This window comes from Arthrobacter sp. P1_A5 (assembly GCF_056406825.1).
On sequence record NZ_JBFTZL010000024.1, the window covers coordinates 1 to 15,090 of the forward strand.

Annotated in this window: 11 protein-coding genes; 2 read left to right on the forward strand and 9 right to left on the reverse strand. The window is 65.5% G+C overall.

What is annotated here, in order from left to right; genetic code table 11:
* Positions 1 to 248 precede the first annotated feature (248 nt).
* Positions 249 to 521: a hypothetical protein gene (locus tag AC1D1S_RS06455; protein ID WP_476994012.1), complete on the reverse strand. Its 273-nt coding sequence runs from the start codon at positions 519 to 521 to the stop codon at positions 249 to 251.
* A gap of 141 nt (positions 522 to 662) precedes the next feature.
* Positions 663 to 2,591 (reverse strand): translational GTPase TypA, encoded by a 1,929-nt coding sequence (gene typA / locus AC1D1S_RS06460; RefSeq protein ID WP_476994013.1) that lies wholly within the window; start codon positions 2,589 to 2,591, stop codon positions 663 to 665.
* Positions 2,592 to 2,873: 282 nt separating this feature from the next.
* Here typA and AC1D1S_RS06465 point away from each other — a divergent pair, with 282 nt between their 5' ends.
* Positions 2,874 to 3,806 (forward strand): SGNH/GDSL hydrolase family protein, encoded by a 933-nt coding sequence (locus tag AC1D1S_RS06465; protein ID WP_476994014.1) that lies wholly within the window; start codon positions 2,874 to 2,876, stop codon positions 3,804 to 3,806.
* A gap of 175 nt (positions 3,807 to 3,981) precedes the next feature.
* Here the strand turns inward: AC1D1S_RS06465 and AC1D1S_RS06470 are convergent, their stop codons facing one another.
* The 5 genes from AC1D1S_RS06470 to AC1D1S_RS06490 all read right to left on the reverse strand — a co-directional run bounded on the left by AC1D1S_RS06470 (position 3,982) and on the right by AC1D1S_RS06490 (position 11,624).
* Positions 3,982 to 5,703, reverse strand: coding sequence for an ABC transporter ATP-binding protein (locus AC1D1S_RS06470; RefSeq protein ID WP_243180945.1), 1,722 nt, complete (start codon positions 5,701 to 5,703; stop codon positions 3,982 to 3,984).
* Positions 5,704 to 5,714: 11 nt separating this feature from the next.
* A complete protein-coding gene (locus tag AC1D1S_RS06475) occupies positions 5,715 to 6,710 on the reverse strand; it encodes an ABC transporter permease (RefSeq protein WP_028275695.1) in 996 nt (331 codons plus the stop codon).
* Entirely contained in the window at positions 6,700 to 7,629 is a 930-nt protein-coding gene (locus AC1D1S_RS06480; RefSeq protein ID WP_018773796.1) for an ABC transporter permease, read from the reverse strand. The genes AC1D1S_RS06475 and AC1D1S_RS06480 overlap by 11 nt, the downstream gene beginning before the upstream one ends.
* A 222-nt stretch (positions 7,630 to 7,851) precedes the next feature.
* Complete coding sequence (locus AC1D1S_RS06485) at positions 7,852 to 9,492, reverse strand: peptide ABC transporter substrate-binding protein (RefSeq protein ID WP_243180947.1); 1,641 nt, start codon at positions 9,490 to 9,492, stop codon at positions 7,852 to 7,854.
* A gap of 305 nt (positions 9,493 to 9,797) precedes the next feature.
* Positions 9,798 to 11,624, reverse strand: coding sequence for an ABC transporter ATP-binding protein (locus tag AC1D1S_RS06490; RefSeq protein WP_476994015.1), 1,827 nt, complete (start codon positions 11,622 to 11,624; stop codon positions 9,798 to 9,800).
* 78 nt (positions 11,625 to 11,702) lie between these two features.
* Here AC1D1S_RS06490 and AC1D1S_RS06495 point away from each other — a divergent pair, with 78 nt between their 5' ends.
* Entirely contained in the window at positions 11,703 to 12,332 is a 630-nt protein-coding gene (locus AC1D1S_RS06495) for a PH domain-containing protein (protein ID WP_028275698.1), read from the forward strand.
* A 24-nt stretch (positions 12,333 to 12,356) separates the two neighbouring features.
* Here AC1D1S_RS06495 and AC1D1S_RS06500 read toward each other — a convergent pair whose 3' ends face one another.
* Together AC1D1S_RS06500 and AC1D1S_RS06505 are read right to left on the reverse strand one after the other, a co-directional pair.
* Complete coding sequence (locus AC1D1S_RS06500; RefSeq protein ID WP_243181147.1) at positions 12,357 to 13,475, reverse strand: ABC transporter permease; 1,119 nt, start codon at positions 13,473 to 13,475, stop codon at positions 12,357 to 12,359.
* Between the two features lie 26 nt (positions 13,476 to 13,501).
* Positions 13,502 to 15,043: an ABC transporter permease gene (locus AC1D1S_RS06505; protein ID WP_243180952.1), complete on the reverse strand. Its 1,542-nt coding sequence runs from the start codon at positions 15,041 to 15,043 to the stop codon at positions 13,502 to 13,504.
* Between the last annotated feature and the right edge of the window lie 47 nt (positions 15,044 to 15,090).

Here is a 15,090-nt window from a genome sequence, read left to right on the forward strand (position 1 = left end):
CCTCGATGATGTTGGCCATTCACCCATGGTGGAGCCGCACTCTGCGCCCTGGAAGCCGGATCCTGCACTATGTGGAAAACTGCACCAGCCGGATGGGGGCGGTGCTGGACAGGTACGACCCTGAGGGCGGGGCATGTCCCGCGCACCAACCCAGGGCCGGACATAATGCCATTGCGCCCACTCGAGCGATCGAAAAATGGGCATGTCCCGTGGGGAGCCGGGCAGGGCGGTCCGGTCCTGGCCCGTCGTCACCGGTCCTGGCCGCTCGGCCTCCTGTAGCGCCGGCACCAGGCGAGCATGGCCACGGTGATGCCTGCGATGCCGAAGACCCAGATATTGCCCGCGGCGTCGCCGATGACCAGGCGCTTGCCCGCTTCCAGGGTGGACCACCAGCCAATCAGCGCGTAGCAGAGGACTCCGCAAGCCGCCGTCGGGGTGACAGAACGGAATGCCGCCCCCAGCCACAGCTGGACTGAGCCCAGCAGCACGAGCGCAGCGACGGCGCCCCACGGGACGTCCAATCCGCCCAGGACCAGATCGTGGCGGTGCAGGGCKGTGCCRGCCAGRGCAACAAARAGAGCTGCCGGCACGGCGGCGGCAATRCCGCCTGCCRTGCCGGCAGCTCTYTTAMTCACGTTGYRGCYGAAGCCCGGAGACCGGGATCAGRCCTTGGCGCGGGCGCGGTTGGCCTTGGCRCGCTCGTTGGTGTCCAGGATGACCTTGCGGATGCGGATTGAATCCGGGGTAACCTCAACGCACTCGTCTTCGCGGGCAAATTCGAGGGACTCTTCGAGGGTCAGGTCGCGCGGGGGCGTCAGGTTCTCGAAGGTGTCCGAGGAAGCTGCACGCATGTTGGTGAGCTTCTTTTCCTTCGTGATGTTCACGTCCATGTCGTCGGCGCGGGAGTTCTCGCCCACGATCATGCCCTCGTACACCTCGGAGGTGGGCTTGACGAAGAAGGATCCGCGTTCCTGCAGGTTGATCATGGCGAACGGGGTCACAACACCGGCGCGGTCGGCGATCATCGAACCGTTGGTGCGGTATTCGATGGGGCCGGCCCACGGCTCGTAGCCTTCGGAGATGGAGGCGGCGATGCCGGCGCCGCGGGTGTCCGTGAGGAACTTGGTGCGGAACCCGATCAGGCCGCGGGCCGGAACGATGAACTCCATGCGGCACCAGCCGGTGCCGTGGTTGGCCATGTTGGTCATGCGGCCCTTGCGGGCGGCCATCAGCTGGGTGACGGCGCCGAGGTACTCTTCCGGCACGTCGATGGTCATGTGTTCCATCGGCTCGTGGACCTTGCCGTCGACGGTCTTGGTAACCACCTGCGGCTTGCCGACGGTCAGCTCAAAGCCTTCGCGGCGCATCTGCTCGACCAGGATGGCCAGTGCAAGCTCGCCACGGCCCTGGACTTCCCAGGCGTCGGGACGCTCGGTGGGGAGAACCTTGATGGAGACGTTACCGATCAGTTCCTTGTCGAGGCGGTCCTTGACCTGGCGGGCCGTGACCTTGGCGCCCTTGACCTTGCCGGCCAGCGGCGAGGTGTTGATACCGATGGTCATGGAGATGGCCGGGTCGTCAACAGTGATCAGCGGCAGCGGCTGCGGGTTCTCGGCGTCGGTCAGGGTCTCACCGATGGTGATCTCCTCGATGCCGGCGACGGCGACGATCTCGCCCGGGCCAGCGGACTCAGCGGGGACGCGGTCCAGTGCCTTGGTCGCGAGAAGTTCGGTGATCTTGACGTTCTTGAGCTCGCCGTTGGCGCGTGCCCAGGCCACGGTCTGGCCCTTGCGCAGGGTGCCGTTGTAGATGCGCAGCAGCGCCAGGCGGCCCAGGAACGGTGAGGCGTCCAGGTTGGTGACGTGTGCCTGCAGGACACCGTTCGGGTTGTAGGTCGGGGCCGGGATGTGCTCGATGATGGCCCGGAAGAGCGGCTCGAGGTCTTCGTTTTCCGGGGCGCTGCCGTCGGCGGGCTGCTCGAGGGAGGCGCGGCCGACCTTGGCGGCGGCGTAAACAACCGGCACGTTCAGGATCTTGTCCAGGTCGAGGTCCGGAACTTCGTCGGCGAGGTCGGAGGCCAGGCCCAGGAGCAGGTCCATGGATTCGTGGACAACTTCTTCGATCCGCGCGTCGGGGCGGTCGGTCTTGTTGACCAGAAGGATCACGGGCAGGTGCGCGGCGAGGGCCTTGCGCAGCACGAAGCGGGTCTGGGGCAGCGGGCCCTCAGAGGCATCGACGAGGAGGACGACGCCGTCGACCATGGACAGGCCGCGCTCGACCTCGCCACCGAAGTCGGCGTGGCCGGGGGTGTCGATGACGTTGATGGTGATGGTTTCGCCGTTGGAGGACGGTCCGTTGTAGGCCACCGTGGTGTTCTTGGCCAGGATGGTGATGCCCTTTTCGCGCTCCAGGTCACCGGAGTCCATGACGCGGTCTTCGAGGTGGTTGTGCTCGGCAAAGGAGTTGGTCTGCTTGAGCATGGCGTCGACCAGCGTGGTCTTGCCGTGGTCAACGTGGGCCACGATCGCGACGTTGCGCAGGTCACTGCGCGATGCAGTGGCTACCGCGGTGTTGGTGGTGGTTTCAGACATGCGTTATTGCTCGATTCAGTGGTGAAGTCAGCTGTGGTATCGCGACATTTCCAACCGGAACGCACGACAGATAAGTCCCTTTGGCACAGGGCACCTACTACCATTCTAAACGCTAGGTCATTTATTGGCCTAAAATGCGGATCGGCGACCAGCGTCCGCGCTGTCGCCAGAGCAGGACGGGCGCACGGAAGTGGTCTATTACGTGTGAGTAAAGTCACTGGATTTTCCAGCGCCCATGCACCATCATTGCTCTGATAGCAGCAAGCAAGCCCGGAGACATTCATGCGAAACGCCTCGGCCCTGTCCCGCTTCGTCGCAATGATGATCGCCACCGGCGTCGTTCTTGGCGGCTGCGGACAGACCTCTTATTCACCTGCCCCCGACGCGGGCTCTTCCGACGCGGGCTCTTCCGACGCGGGATCATCAGAGGCGGGAGCTGTGGGCACGCCGCTGACCGGCGGCGGGGCCGGAGCGGCCGTCGGCGCGGGAGTGCCGGTCGCGGCCGGGTCCGCGGCGAAGACGCGCATCGGGTCCGCCATCGACCCCGCCGCCCTGCCGAGCGGCTCGACCTACCGCAATCCTGCCAACGGCCGCAACGAGATCATCGTCAAGGACACCAGCAATGTCGCCGTGCTGATTGGCGACTCGCAATCGGAACCTTCCTACGGCTGGCCCAGGCAAGGTCTGGCCGCTGCTGGGTACAAAGTCTTCTTCTGTGGCCGGGGCGGCACCGGTTTCGTGGCGTCCAACGGCAGGACCGGCAACTACATCGACGCGCTTCAGCGCGGCGACTGGAAACTCCCGTACGGCACTCCTCCCCTCGTGGTGATCGAAGGCGGCGGGAACGATGCCGCACGCGGCGCCTCCGACGCGCAGATCGTCTCCAACGCGGAACGGCTGATCGCCAGCATCCAGCAGCGTTACCCCGCGGCCCGGATACTCATGGTCGGCACACTCGGGCGCGGCGCCCACTACGGCGGAGGACGCCGGAGCGAGGTGGACGCGCTTCTGGGGCGGGTGGCGGACCAGCACGGGCTGCCGTTCGTCAGCGCAGGCGACTGGCTCACCCGGTACAACCTGACGGGCTCGATGGCGGACCGGGTCCACCTGAACCGGCAGGGCCACGCGGCCCTGGGCGCCGTTTTCGGCCAGCGGCTGCAGTCACTGGGGTTTGACTACGCTGACCCCGCCATGCTCGCCGGTTTGTCCCACTAACGCAGGTTTGTCCCACCGGCGCACGTCCCACCGGCGCAGGCGCCGCCAGCGCAGGACGGCCACAGCACAACAAAGGAGCCGGTGTCCGCCTCGAGGGGAGGACACCGGCTCCTGTACTGCCAGCTGCCAAGCGCTGCTGGCGGCGGGCTTATTCAAGCCCTCAGGAAGCGGCCGCTCAGGCCACGTCCATTTCCGGCGGCAGCATGAGGCCGGCGCCGGGGATGGCGTTGAGCAGCGCCCGGGTGTAGTCCTGCTGCGGCGACTCGAAGACGTCGTCCGTCGAGCCCGTTTCCACCAGCTTGCCCTTCTCCATGACGCACACGCGGTCAGCGATCTGCCGGACCACCGCGAGGTCGTGGGTGATGAACAGGTAGGTCAGGCCGAGCCGGGTCTGCAGTTCGGCGAGCAAGTTCAGCACCTGCGCCTGTACCAGCACATCCAGTGCCGAGACGGCCTCGTCGCAGATGATCACTTCGGGGTCCAGCGCCAGGGCGCGGGCGATCGCGACCCGCTGGCGCTGGCCGCCGGAGAGCTCGTTGGGGTACCGCTGCATGGTGGACTGCGGCAGCGCCACCTGGTCCAGCAGCTCCCGGACCTTCTTCTCGCGGCTGGCCTTGTCCCCGATCTTGTGGGTCCGCAGCGGTTCCTCGATGGTCCGGAAGATGTTGTACATCGGGTCCAGGGAACCGTACGGGTCCTGGAAGATCGGCTGTACCCGGCGCCTGAAGGCGAAGAGCTCCTTGCTGTTCAGCGTGGAGGTGTCCACGCCGTCGAAGATGATCTTGCCGGAGGTCGGCGTCAGGAGGTTCAGGACCATCTGCGCCACCGTGGACTTGCCGGAACCCGACTCCCCCACGATCGCCGTCGTGGTTCCCCGCTTGACGTTGAAGGAGATGTCGTCGACGGCGGTGAAGTCCGTGGACTTGCCCAGGCCAGAACGCAGCTTGAAGACCTTCCTGAGGTTCTGGATCTGCAGGACGTCGTCGGACTTGGCCGGCTCAACCACGCCGGTCTCGCTCGGGGCGAGCATGTCGTCGGTTTCCACGCCGAGTTCCTTGGCCGCCTGGATGCGCCGGGACGCCAGCGACGGCGCCGAGGCAACCAGCCGCTGGGTGTACGGATGCTGCGGGTTCTGCAGCAGCTCCAGCGAGGGCCCGGACTCGACAACCTGGCCGCGGTACATGACCACCACCTGGTCGGCACGCTCGGCGGCGAGGCCGAGGTCGTGCGTGATCAGCAGCACCGCGGTGCCCAGCTCCGTGGTCATCTTGTCCAGGTGATCGAGGATCTGGCGCTGCACGGTCACGTCGAGCGCCGAGGTCGGCTCGTCSGCGATGAGCAGGCGCGGCTGGCAGGCGAGCCCGATCGCGATCAGCGCGCGCTGGCGCATGCCGCCGGAGAACTCGTGGGGGTACTGCTTGGCGCGGCTGCCGGCGTCGGGCAGCCCTGCCTGGGACAGGACCTTGGCGACGTCGTCGGGGCCGCTCGGGAGTCCGTTGGCCTTCAGCGTCTCGCGGACCTGGTCGCCGATCTTCCACACCGGGTTGAGGTTGGACATCGGGTCCTGCGGGACCATTCCGATGCTGTTGCCGCGCAGTTCGATCATCCGCTTTTCGCTGGCGTTGGAGATGTCCTCGCCATCGAACAGGATCTGGCCTGCCGCGACCCGCCCGTTGCCCGGGAGCAGGCCGATAGCAGCCAGCGCGGTGGTGGACTTGCCGGAGCCCGACTCGCCCACAATCGCGACGGTTTCGCCCGGCATGACGGTGAGATGGGCGTTGCGGACGGCGTTGACCTCGCCGTTGCTGGTGGTGAACCCGATGGCCAGGTCCTTGATTTCAAGCAGCGGGCGCTCAGTGGCGTACTCAGCTTCCTGGAAGTCAACAGAGGCGCTCATGGTGTCCCCTTTCATCGCTTGCGGGCTTTGGGATCGAGGGCATCACGCAGGGCGTCGCCCAGCATGATGAAGCTCAGGACGGTGATGGACAGCGCGATGGCCGGGTAGAGCAGCGGCATCGGGTTGGAGCGGAGCGAGGCCTGAGCCGCCTGGATGTCGTTGCCCCAGGACATGACGCTGGGCGGCAGCCCGATGCCCAGGAAGGACAGCGTCGATTCGGCCACGATGAACGTGCCCAGGGAGATGGTGGCCACGACGATGATCGGGGCCAGCGAGTTCGGCATCACGTGACGCATGAGGGCGCCGAACTTCGAGACGCCCAGCGACCGGGCGGCCGTGACGAAGTCGGCGTTCCGGACCTCGATGACGGCGCCGCGGGTAATGCGGGCAATCTGCGGCCAGCCGAAGATGACCAGGATGAGCACTAGGGTCCACACGGTCTTGTTCGTACGGAACATCGGCAGCTGCATCATCACGATCGCGCCCAGGATCAGGGGCAGGGCGAAGAAGATGTCATTGATGCGGGCCAGGACCGAGTCGATCCAGCCGCCGTAATAGCCGGCGACGGCACCCAGGATGCCGCCGATCAGCAGCACTCCGATGGTGGTGAAGAGGCCCACCGTCACCGAGGACCGCGTACCGAAGATGACACGGGCGTAGACGTCGCAGCCCTGCTGGGTGAAGCCCAGCGGGTGGCCCGCGGCGGGGCCCGCGTCGGAGTTGGCCAACTGGCAGGCCTCCGACGTGGGGTCGATCTGCGAGAACATTCCCGGGAAGACGGAGACCGCGACGACCACCAGGATCAGGAACGCGGAGATGAGGAAGAGCGGCTGCTTGCGCAGGTTCTTCCAGGCCTCGCCCCACAGGCTCAGCGGTGCGGCTTCGTCCTTGACCCGGTCCGTTACCTGGAGCGGGGTCTCGGAGACATCGGCCACGAAGTGCTCGGTCCGGCGGGCCGGGCGGCGGGAATCGGCGTGCCGTGCGGTGGTGGTGTAATCAGGAGTCATAACGGATCCTCGGGTCAAGCCAGCCGTAAAGCAGGTCAACGAGCAGGTTGGACAGGCAGTAGATCAGCACCAGGACGGTGACGATCGAGACCACCGTGGGCCCTTCCCCGGACAGCACGGCCCGGTAGAGCCGGTTGCCTACGCCCGGGACGTTGAAGATGCCCTCAGTGACGATTGCGCCGCCCATCAAGGCACCGAGGTCGGCGCCCAGGAACGTAATGACGGGAATCAGGGAGTTGCGCAGGATGTGCACGCGGACCACCTGGAACCGGGAGAGGCCCTTGGCGGTGGCGGTGCGGACGTAGTCGGCGTTCATGTTTTCGATGACGGACGTGCGGGTCAGGCGCAGGACATAGGCGAACGATCCCAGTCCCAGCACGATCGCCGGCAGGATGAGGTCCGGGATGGTCGCCGCGGAGCTGACGGTCGGCTTGGCCCAGCCGAGCTGGACTCCGATGGTGAACTGCAGCAGGAAGCCCAGGACGAAGATCGGGATGCCGATCACGACCAGGGACGCGACCAGGACCGTGGCGTCAAAGAGCTTGCCCTTGCGCAGGCCGGCGATGAGGCCGAAGACGATGCCGAAAAAGGCCTCGAAGATCAGCGCCATGATGGCCAGCCGCGCCGTGACGGGGAAGACCTCGCCGAGCACAGCGGCGATGGGGCGTCCGGAGAAGTCCTGGCCGAGGTCGAACGTGAAGATGCTCTTGAGGTAAAGCAGGTATTGCATCCAGAACGGCTGGTCCAGGTGGTACTGCATGCGCAGCTTGGCTGCGACCGCCTCGTTCACCGGCTTGTCGCCGAACAGGGCCACGATGGGGTCACCGGGCAGGCTGAAGACCAGGAAATAGACCAGCAGTGTTGCGCCCAGGAAGACGGGAATCAGTTGCAGGAAACGCTTGAGGATGTATGTCGACATCAGCGAGTCACACCCTCGTTGGCAGGCATCCTGTCCAGGGATGCGGCGGAGTTGTTCATCAAAGAACCTTTTCACTATGGATGCAGGCCGGCGCCGGTTTGCTCACGGCGGCAGGGCTGCGAAAAGTTCGCCCGAAAGAGCCGGACATCAAGAAAATAAATGGGGGGAAACACGACGACGGCGGAGGCCCCAGTATGGGCGGCCCCCGCCGTCGTTTTGTTGTTACTTACCGGTTACGTTGTAGTACAGCGGGACGCCGTCCCAGCCGTAGTCGACGTTGGTGACCTTGTCGCTCCAGCCGCCCTGGGCAACCTGGTACCACAGGGGGATGGCCGGCAGGTCCGTCAGGAGGATCTCCTGGGCCTTGTTCATGGCCTTGTTGCCGTCGCTGACCGACGCGGCGTTCAGGCCGTCGGAGATGGCCTTGTCGAACGTCGGGTTGGCGTAGCTGGCGTCGTTGGAGCCGGCACCGGTCTTGTAGATCGGGCCGAGGAAGTTGTACAGCGACGGGTAGTCTGCCTGCCAGCCCGCACGGATGGAGCCGGTGAGGGTCTTGGCGGTGGCGTCGTTGCGGGCTTCCTTGAAGGTGGCGTACGGCTTGCCTTCAACCTTGATGCCGAGCGTGTTCTTGAGCTGGTTGACTACTGCCTCAACCCAGGCCTTGTGTCCGCCCTTGTCGGCGTTGTAGGCAATGGTGAACGTCTTGTTCGCGTCCCACTTCTGGATGGCGTCGGCCTTGGCCCAGGCTTCCTTGGCCTTGTCGGCGTTGAAAGTCAGGTTCTCGGCTCCGGCGATCGAGTCGCTGTAGCCGTCAAGCACGGGGGCCGTGAAGTCCTTGGCAGGCTGGCGTGCGCCGTTGAAGATCACCTTGGTGATCTCTTCGCGGTTGATCGCCATGGAGATCGCCTGGCGGCGGAGCTTGCCGGCCTCGCCGCTCCATTCCGGCAGGTATTCCGGGATGGCGATGGTCTGGTTGCCGGCGTACGGCTTGTTGATGGTGCGGTCGCCGAGGTCAGTCTTGAAGTTCTTCAGCGCGCTGGTCGGGATGGTCTGCAGGATGTCCAGGTTGTTGGACATCAGGTCCTGGTACGCGGAGTCGTCGTTCTGGTAGATCTTGAACGTCACGCCGGCGTTCTTGGCCTTGCGCGGGCCGTTGTAGTCCGGGTTCGGAACGAGCTGGATCTGCACGTTGTGCTGCCAGCCGCCGTCCGCGAGCTTGTACGGGCCGTTGCCGACCGGCTTCTCGCCGAAGCCCTTCGGGTCCTTCAGGGCACCGGAGGGAACCGGAACAAACGCGGTGTAGCCAAGGCGAAGCGGCCAGTCAGATTCCGGCTGCTTCAGTTCGACGGTGAACGTCTGGTCGTCAACGACCTTCAGGCCGGACATGGTTTCAACCGTGGAGCCTTCTGCGCTGGCTTCGTCGTAGCCCTTGATGCTTTCGAAGAAGCCACCGCTGAGCTGGGCGTTCTTGGCTGCGGCGCCGAAGTTCCAGGAATCGACGAAGGACTTGGCCGTGATGGCCTCGCCGTTCGTGAACTTCTGGCCCTTCTTGACCTTGATGGTGAAGTGCTGGCCGTCCTTGCCCTCGATGGACTCGGCGAGTTCGTTGACCGGCTTGCCGCTGGGGTCGTAGCTGACCAGACCCGCGAAGATCATGTCGATGACCTTGCCACCGCCGACTTCGTTGGTGTCGGCGGGCATGAGGGGACGCTGGGGTTCGGAGCCGTCGGCGAGGATCACTTTGCTCGTGTCGCCGCCGGTACTGCCGCTACCGGTTGCGGAGCCGCTGGCACCGCATCCGGTCAGGGCGAGGGCGGCGATAGCCACCATGCCCAGTGCTTTGGAAGTGCGCGAAAAACGCATTCCGCCTCCTATGAGTTGTGGGAGTTCGTGAGGGAAAAACTTATGCTTCCCCGTAAGCAGGCACAGGGGTATCCCCTGTGACGTGGCCTACATATGGAAGTAGCCTAGCCCTAAACCGTCCAGATGTTGGAACTCTGTTGCCAAACCGTGATCCGACAATCTCATGACGACTAACGTCAAGTGGAGGGTATTTCAAGTCACACGCTACTGACTGGTAGTATTCGCCCGCAGTGTGACCTGGGTTACTCGCGCTTAACTGGAATCCGCCGGTTTTCGCCCCCGTTCCAGCCCCCTCCGGGTAAGCCTCAGCTGGCCCCTGACAGCAGCTGCGCGCGCAGTTCGCGCCGCTCGCGCTGCTTGTCCGGATCCGGCAGCGGAACCGCCGCCAAAAGCCGCTGGGTGTAGGGCTCCTGGGGATTGCGGAGGATCTGGTCGCGGGTCCCCTGCTCCACGATCCTGCCGCGCTGCATGACACAGATCCGGTCCGCGAGCACGTCCACCACCGCGAGGTCATGGGTGACGAAGAGGCACGCGAACCCCAGTTCCTTCTGCAGGTTCTGGAACAGATCGAGCACCTTGGCCTGGACTGAGACGTCGAGGGCGGAAGTGGGCTCGTCGGCGACCATCAGCTTGGGCTTGAGCGAGAGGGCACGGGCAATCCCCACGCGCTGCTTTTGCCCGCCGGAGAGCTCGTGCGGGTAGCGGTTGCGGTAATCGCGCGGCAGCTCGACCTGGTCCAGCAGCGCCTCAATCCGCCGCTGCAGGTCGGCGCCCTTTGCGGCCCGTGCCAGGAACATCGGCTCCCCGATGCTTTCCCCGATGGGCAGCCGGGGGTTCAGGGACGACGACGGATCCTGGAACACCATGCCGACATGCCGGCGCATCTCGTGGAGCTGGCGGCCGTTCCTCTTGGCGGCGGAAATGTCCTGCCCGACTACCCGCATGGTGCCTGCCGCCACCGGCAGCAGGCCGACGGCGGCCCGGCCGATGGTGGTCTTTCCGGAGCCCGACTCGCCGACGAGACCGACCACCTGTCCGGGATAGATGACCAGGTTGGCCCCTTCCACGGCACGGAACGCCGGCACCCGGCCCTGCTTCGGGTACTCGATGGCGACATCGGTGAGCTCCAGGACCGGCTCGCCCTTCGGCTTGGCCGCCTCGGCCGCGGCGAGGGCGGCGGCGTTTTCGCGCTCGCGCCGGATCAGCTCGTCTTCAGGAATGGAGAGGATCTCGACGTGGGTCGCGGCGGCGAGGGCGGCGGTGACGTCCACGTCCGCCGTGGAATCCGCGCCGCCCTGGCCCAGATGCGGGACCGCAGCCAGCAGCGCCTTGGTGTACTCGTGCTGCGGGTTGTGGAAGATCTGCGCTGCCGTGCCCGTCTCCACGATCAGGCCCTTGCGCATGACGGCGATCCGGTCGGCGAGGTCGGCCACCACTCCCATGTCGTGGGTGATGAGGACAATGGCACTGTCCAGTTTGTTCCGCAGGTTGCGCATGAGGTCAAGGATTTCGGCCTGGACGGTCACGTCGAGGGCCGTGGTCGGCTCATCGGCAATGAGCAGCTTCGGGTCGCAGGAGAGCGACTGAGCGATCATGGCGCGCTGGCGCTGGCCGCCGGAAAGCTGGTGCGGGTAAGACCGGAAGGCTTTCTCCGGATCGGGCAGTTCGACAAGTTCCAGCATGCGCAGGGCACGGAGCCGGGCTTCTTCCGGGGAAACCTCGTTGTGCAGACGCACAGTTTCTACAATCTGCGACCCCACTGTGTACACCGGGTTCAGGGCCGTCATCGGCTCCTGGAAGATCACCGCGACGTCCTTGCCGCGCACCGCGCGGATATTGGCCTCATTGCTCCCCAGCAGCTCACGGCCGGCGAGCTTGACACTTCCTGTCACACGGCTGTTACTCGGCAGCAGGCCCAGCAGCGCCATTGAACTGGCGCTCTTTCCGGAGCCGGACTCCCCCACGATGGCGAGTACTTCGCCGGCCCGGACCTCGTAGTTCAGGCCGATCGCTGCCGGGACCCATTTCTTGTCCACGCCGAAATCCACGCTGAGATCCCGGACCTCCAGGACAGTTTCGCCTTTGCCAGGCACRGGTGACGSCGGCGGATCGAGGGTGATGAAGTCAGTCATGATGGGCTATCCTTCCGCCCGGGCCGCCGGTGCACCGGGGATTAGTGCTGCGGCTCGGAATACTGAATTATTGGGGGCATGAGCTCTACGCCGCACGCCGGAAATGTTGAAGTCTTCAAAGCACGAACCAACAAGTGGTTCGCGTTGCTGTCCTGGGCGGTGGCCGCGTTCGGTGTCGTGGTCACGGTCGTCATGGCGGGTCCGGGGGCGCTGGGCGGCATCGCCCCGCTGGCTTTCATTGCCTTCATGGGCTGGCAACTGTTCTGGATGCCGTCCGTTGTAGTCCACGATGCCGGCGTCACCCTGGAGAATCCGTTCCGCTCGATTGAGGTGCCGTGGGCAGCGCTGGTGCACGTCGATACCCGTTTTGCACTGACGCTGGTCACCGCCCGGAAGAGCTACACCTCCTGGGCCGCGCCCGCCCCCGGTATCTGGGGCGGCCGCCATGCCCGCCCGGAGGACCTCCACGGCCTGCCGGCAACCACCTACGGTCCCGGCAAGTCGGTCCGTCCGGGAGATCTGAAGACCACGGATTCCGGCCAGGCTGCCATGATGGTGCGGGCCCGGTGGCATGACCTCGTGGAAGGCGGGCAGCTCGCCGCAGGCGACGCCGCCAGCACCGCGGCAACGGTGACCGTCCGCTGGGTGGCGATTGGCGCCGTCGTACTGCTCCTGGCGGCAAGCTACCTGGCGATTACCGCCGGTTAGAGCGGTCCTGCAGGGGGGCGGCATCTACTGGCCCCGTGTTCCGTCAGCCGGCCCGTCGTTGCGGGGATCCTCAGGCGCCGGGGCGCCAAGTCCGGTGACGGTACCTGCCTGCACCGCGGCGCCCCCATGATCGGCCGCCTTCTTGGCATTGAACTTCTTCTGCCGCGGGTCAAAGGCGTCCCTCAGGCCGTCGCCGATGAAGTTGATGCTGAGGCAGATGAGCACGATGAACATGCCCGGGAACCAGAAGAGCCAGGGCCGTGTGGCGAAGGCCTGCTGGTTCTGGGAGATGAGCAGGCCCAGTGACGTGTCCGGGGCCTTGACGCCGACGCCGAGGTAGCTCAGCGCCGTCTCGGTGAGGATCGCGGCGGACATGGTCAGGGTCACGTTGACGATCAGCACGCCGACGGCGTTGGGCAGGATGTGCTTGAAGATGATCCTGGCGTTGCTGGCGCCGGAAATCCGGGCCGCATCCACGAACTCGCGTTCGCGCAGGGACAGGAATTCGCCGCGCATCAGGCGGGCCAGGGCGACCCAGCTGATCAGGCCCAGGAAGATCCCGAGGGCCAGGACGCCGTTGGTGCTGGCGAAGGAGGCGAACCAGCTTCCCTGGTCCCGGCGGCCGGCGAGGGCGGCCATGACGGCGGCCAGCAGCAGCGCGGGAATGATGATGATGACGTCGGTCAGGCGCATCAGGATGGCTTCGGACCAGCCGCGGAAGTAGCCGGAGATGGCACCGACCACGACGCCGATCAGGCCGGCGATGAGGCCGATCACGATCATGATGGTGATGGACTGCTGCGCGCCGCGCATGGTCATGGCGAAGAGGTCGCGGCCGATCCGGTCCTGGCCGAACGGATGTTCGCCCCAGGCCAGCGGCCACAGCGAGGAGGTGGGTGCGCCGCCGTTGACCAGTGGCGAGACTTGCGTGTGGTTGTACTTCCACCAGCCGGGGATTCCCAGGTAGCCCACCGAGGTGAAGGCCAGAACGAAAATGAAGGCGAACACCACGAGGCCGATAATGGCGCCGGAGTGTCCGAGGAAACGCTTCCGGACGATCTGGCCCTGGCTGAGGCCCTTGGCCTCAAGGACCGGCTCAACGCCGGCCGCGGCTGATATCCGCGAGGCTTCGTCTTCGGCCATGATTACTTCCTGCTGACTTGGCTGGCTCATGCTTTTACCCTTACGCGCGGATCCAGTGCGGAGTAGGCGAGGTCCGCGATGAGGTTGAAGACCATGGCCGTGATGGCCACGCAGATGAAGACGCCCATGACCGGGTTGGGATCGGTGTGCGCGATCCCGTCCAGGAACAGGAAGCCCATGCCGCGGACCGAGAAGACGGTTTCGGTGATGACGGCACCGCCGATCAGCGCCCCAATGTCGAAGGCCACGATCGTGGCGATCGGGATCAGGGCGTTGCGGAAGGCGTGGCGCATGATGACGGTCCGCTCGCTCAGGCCTTTGGCCCGGGCCGTTCGGATGTAGTCCATGTTCATGATTTCGAGCATCGAAGCCCGGGTGAAGCGGGTGTAGCTGGCCAGTGAAATGAGGATCAGGGCCAGGGTGGGCAGGATCAGGTGGGTAAAGGAGTCAAGGCTCAGGACCCAGAAGTCGCCCTGGATGTTCGGCGTGCTGGCACCGATGGTGGCGATCGGCCGGCCGCGCACACGGCTGTTGTTGAAGTAGCTGGGCCACGCCTGCATGTACCGGTCCAGCAGGATCAGGAATCCGACCAGGAACGAGGTGATGGCTGCCGCCCGCATGGACTGCCCACGGTCGTAGCCGCCCACCAGGTAGCCGATGCCCATGCCGATCAGGACGAAGGCGACCGCCAGGAGCACGATCATCAGGAATGTGGCCTCGTTGAGCAGCGGCTGAAGGAGGAAGTAGAACACGACTCCAACGCCGACGGCGATGAGGGCCGACTGCAGGGCCTTGCGGTTTTTCAGCCCGGCGGAGAGCAGGGTCACGGCGAACGCGATGCCGACACCGGCGATGGCGATGACCACGGGGCCCAGGCCCGGGGTCTTGAACCATTCGGTGGCGGAGAAGTAAATGAGCACCGCGGTGACGAAGCCGAAGGCGACGGCGCCGGCCAGCAGCCGGCGCCGCATGGTCCCGCCCGCCGCGACGGCTGTCACCGCGCCGACGACGACGCCAATCCCGAGGGCCGCGGGCAGCGGCACGTCGGGGTTCCGCAGGAAGTCGTTGAAGCCGATGGCGCCGAATTCCTTGAGCAGGACGGCGACCCAGAAGATCGGCAGGGAGAAGAACAGGAAGGCCATGAACGTCACGCCGTAATCCAAGGTGCTGTACTGCCGCAGGGCGGTGACGATGCCCAGGGTGATGCCGATCAGGATGGCGAGCACCGTTGCCGCGGTGACGAGGGTCAGGGTCTGGACGAGCGCGAAGCCGAGGGCCTCGGTGATGGGCTGACCGGCGATGTTCTTCCCGAGGTCACAGGAGTTGGCGAACGGAACGAGGCACTGGACAGCGCCGCCGAACCATTTGAAGTACCGCAGCGGGGCCGGGGTGTCCAGCTGCAGGAGCTCGGTCCTCGCGTCCATGAGCTGCTGCTTCTGGGGCGTGGGGTTGGCGCGGAATTCCTCGAGGGGATCGCCGGACGCCGCTGTCAGGAGATATACGAGGTAGGACGCACCGAGAAGGATGAGGGCGGCAGTCACGAGCCGCCGGAAGATGTAGGTCACCATTGGAATAGAACCTCGGAATTCGGGCCCAGGGATTGCCCGGACCGGTC

Bases quoted from the DNA above. Each gene is read 5' to 3' on its own strand.
- AC1D1S_RS06465 (WP_476994014.1), top strand. From the start codon at position 2,874: ATGCGAAACGCCTCGGCCCTGTCCCGCTTCGTCGCAATGATGATCGCC.
- AC1D1S_RS06475 (WP_028275695.1), bottom strand. From the start codon at position 6,710: ATGACTCCTGATTACACCACCACCGCACGGCACGCCGATTCCCGCCGC.
- AC1D1S_RS06480 (WP_018773796.1), bottom strand. From the start codon at position 7,629: ATGTCGACATACATCCTCAAGCGTTTCCTGCAACTGATTCCCGTCTTC.
- AC1D1S_RS06485 (WP_243180947.1), bottom strand. From the start codon at position 9,492: ATGCGTTTTTCGCGCACTTCCAAAGCACTGGGCATGGTGGCTATCGCC.
- AC1D1S_RS06495 (WP_028275698.1), top strand. From the start codon at position 11,703: ATGAGCTCTACGCCGCACGCCGGAAATGTTGAAGTCTTCAAAGCACGA.
- AC1D1S_RS06500 (WP_243181147.1), bottom strand. From the start codon at position 13,475: ATGGCCGAAGACGAAGCCTCGCGGATATCAGCCGCGGCCGGCGTTGAG.
- AC1D1S_RS06505 (WP_243180952.1), bottom strand. From the start codon at position 15,043: ATGGTGACCTACATCTTCCGGCGGCTCGTGACTGCCGCCCTCATCCTT.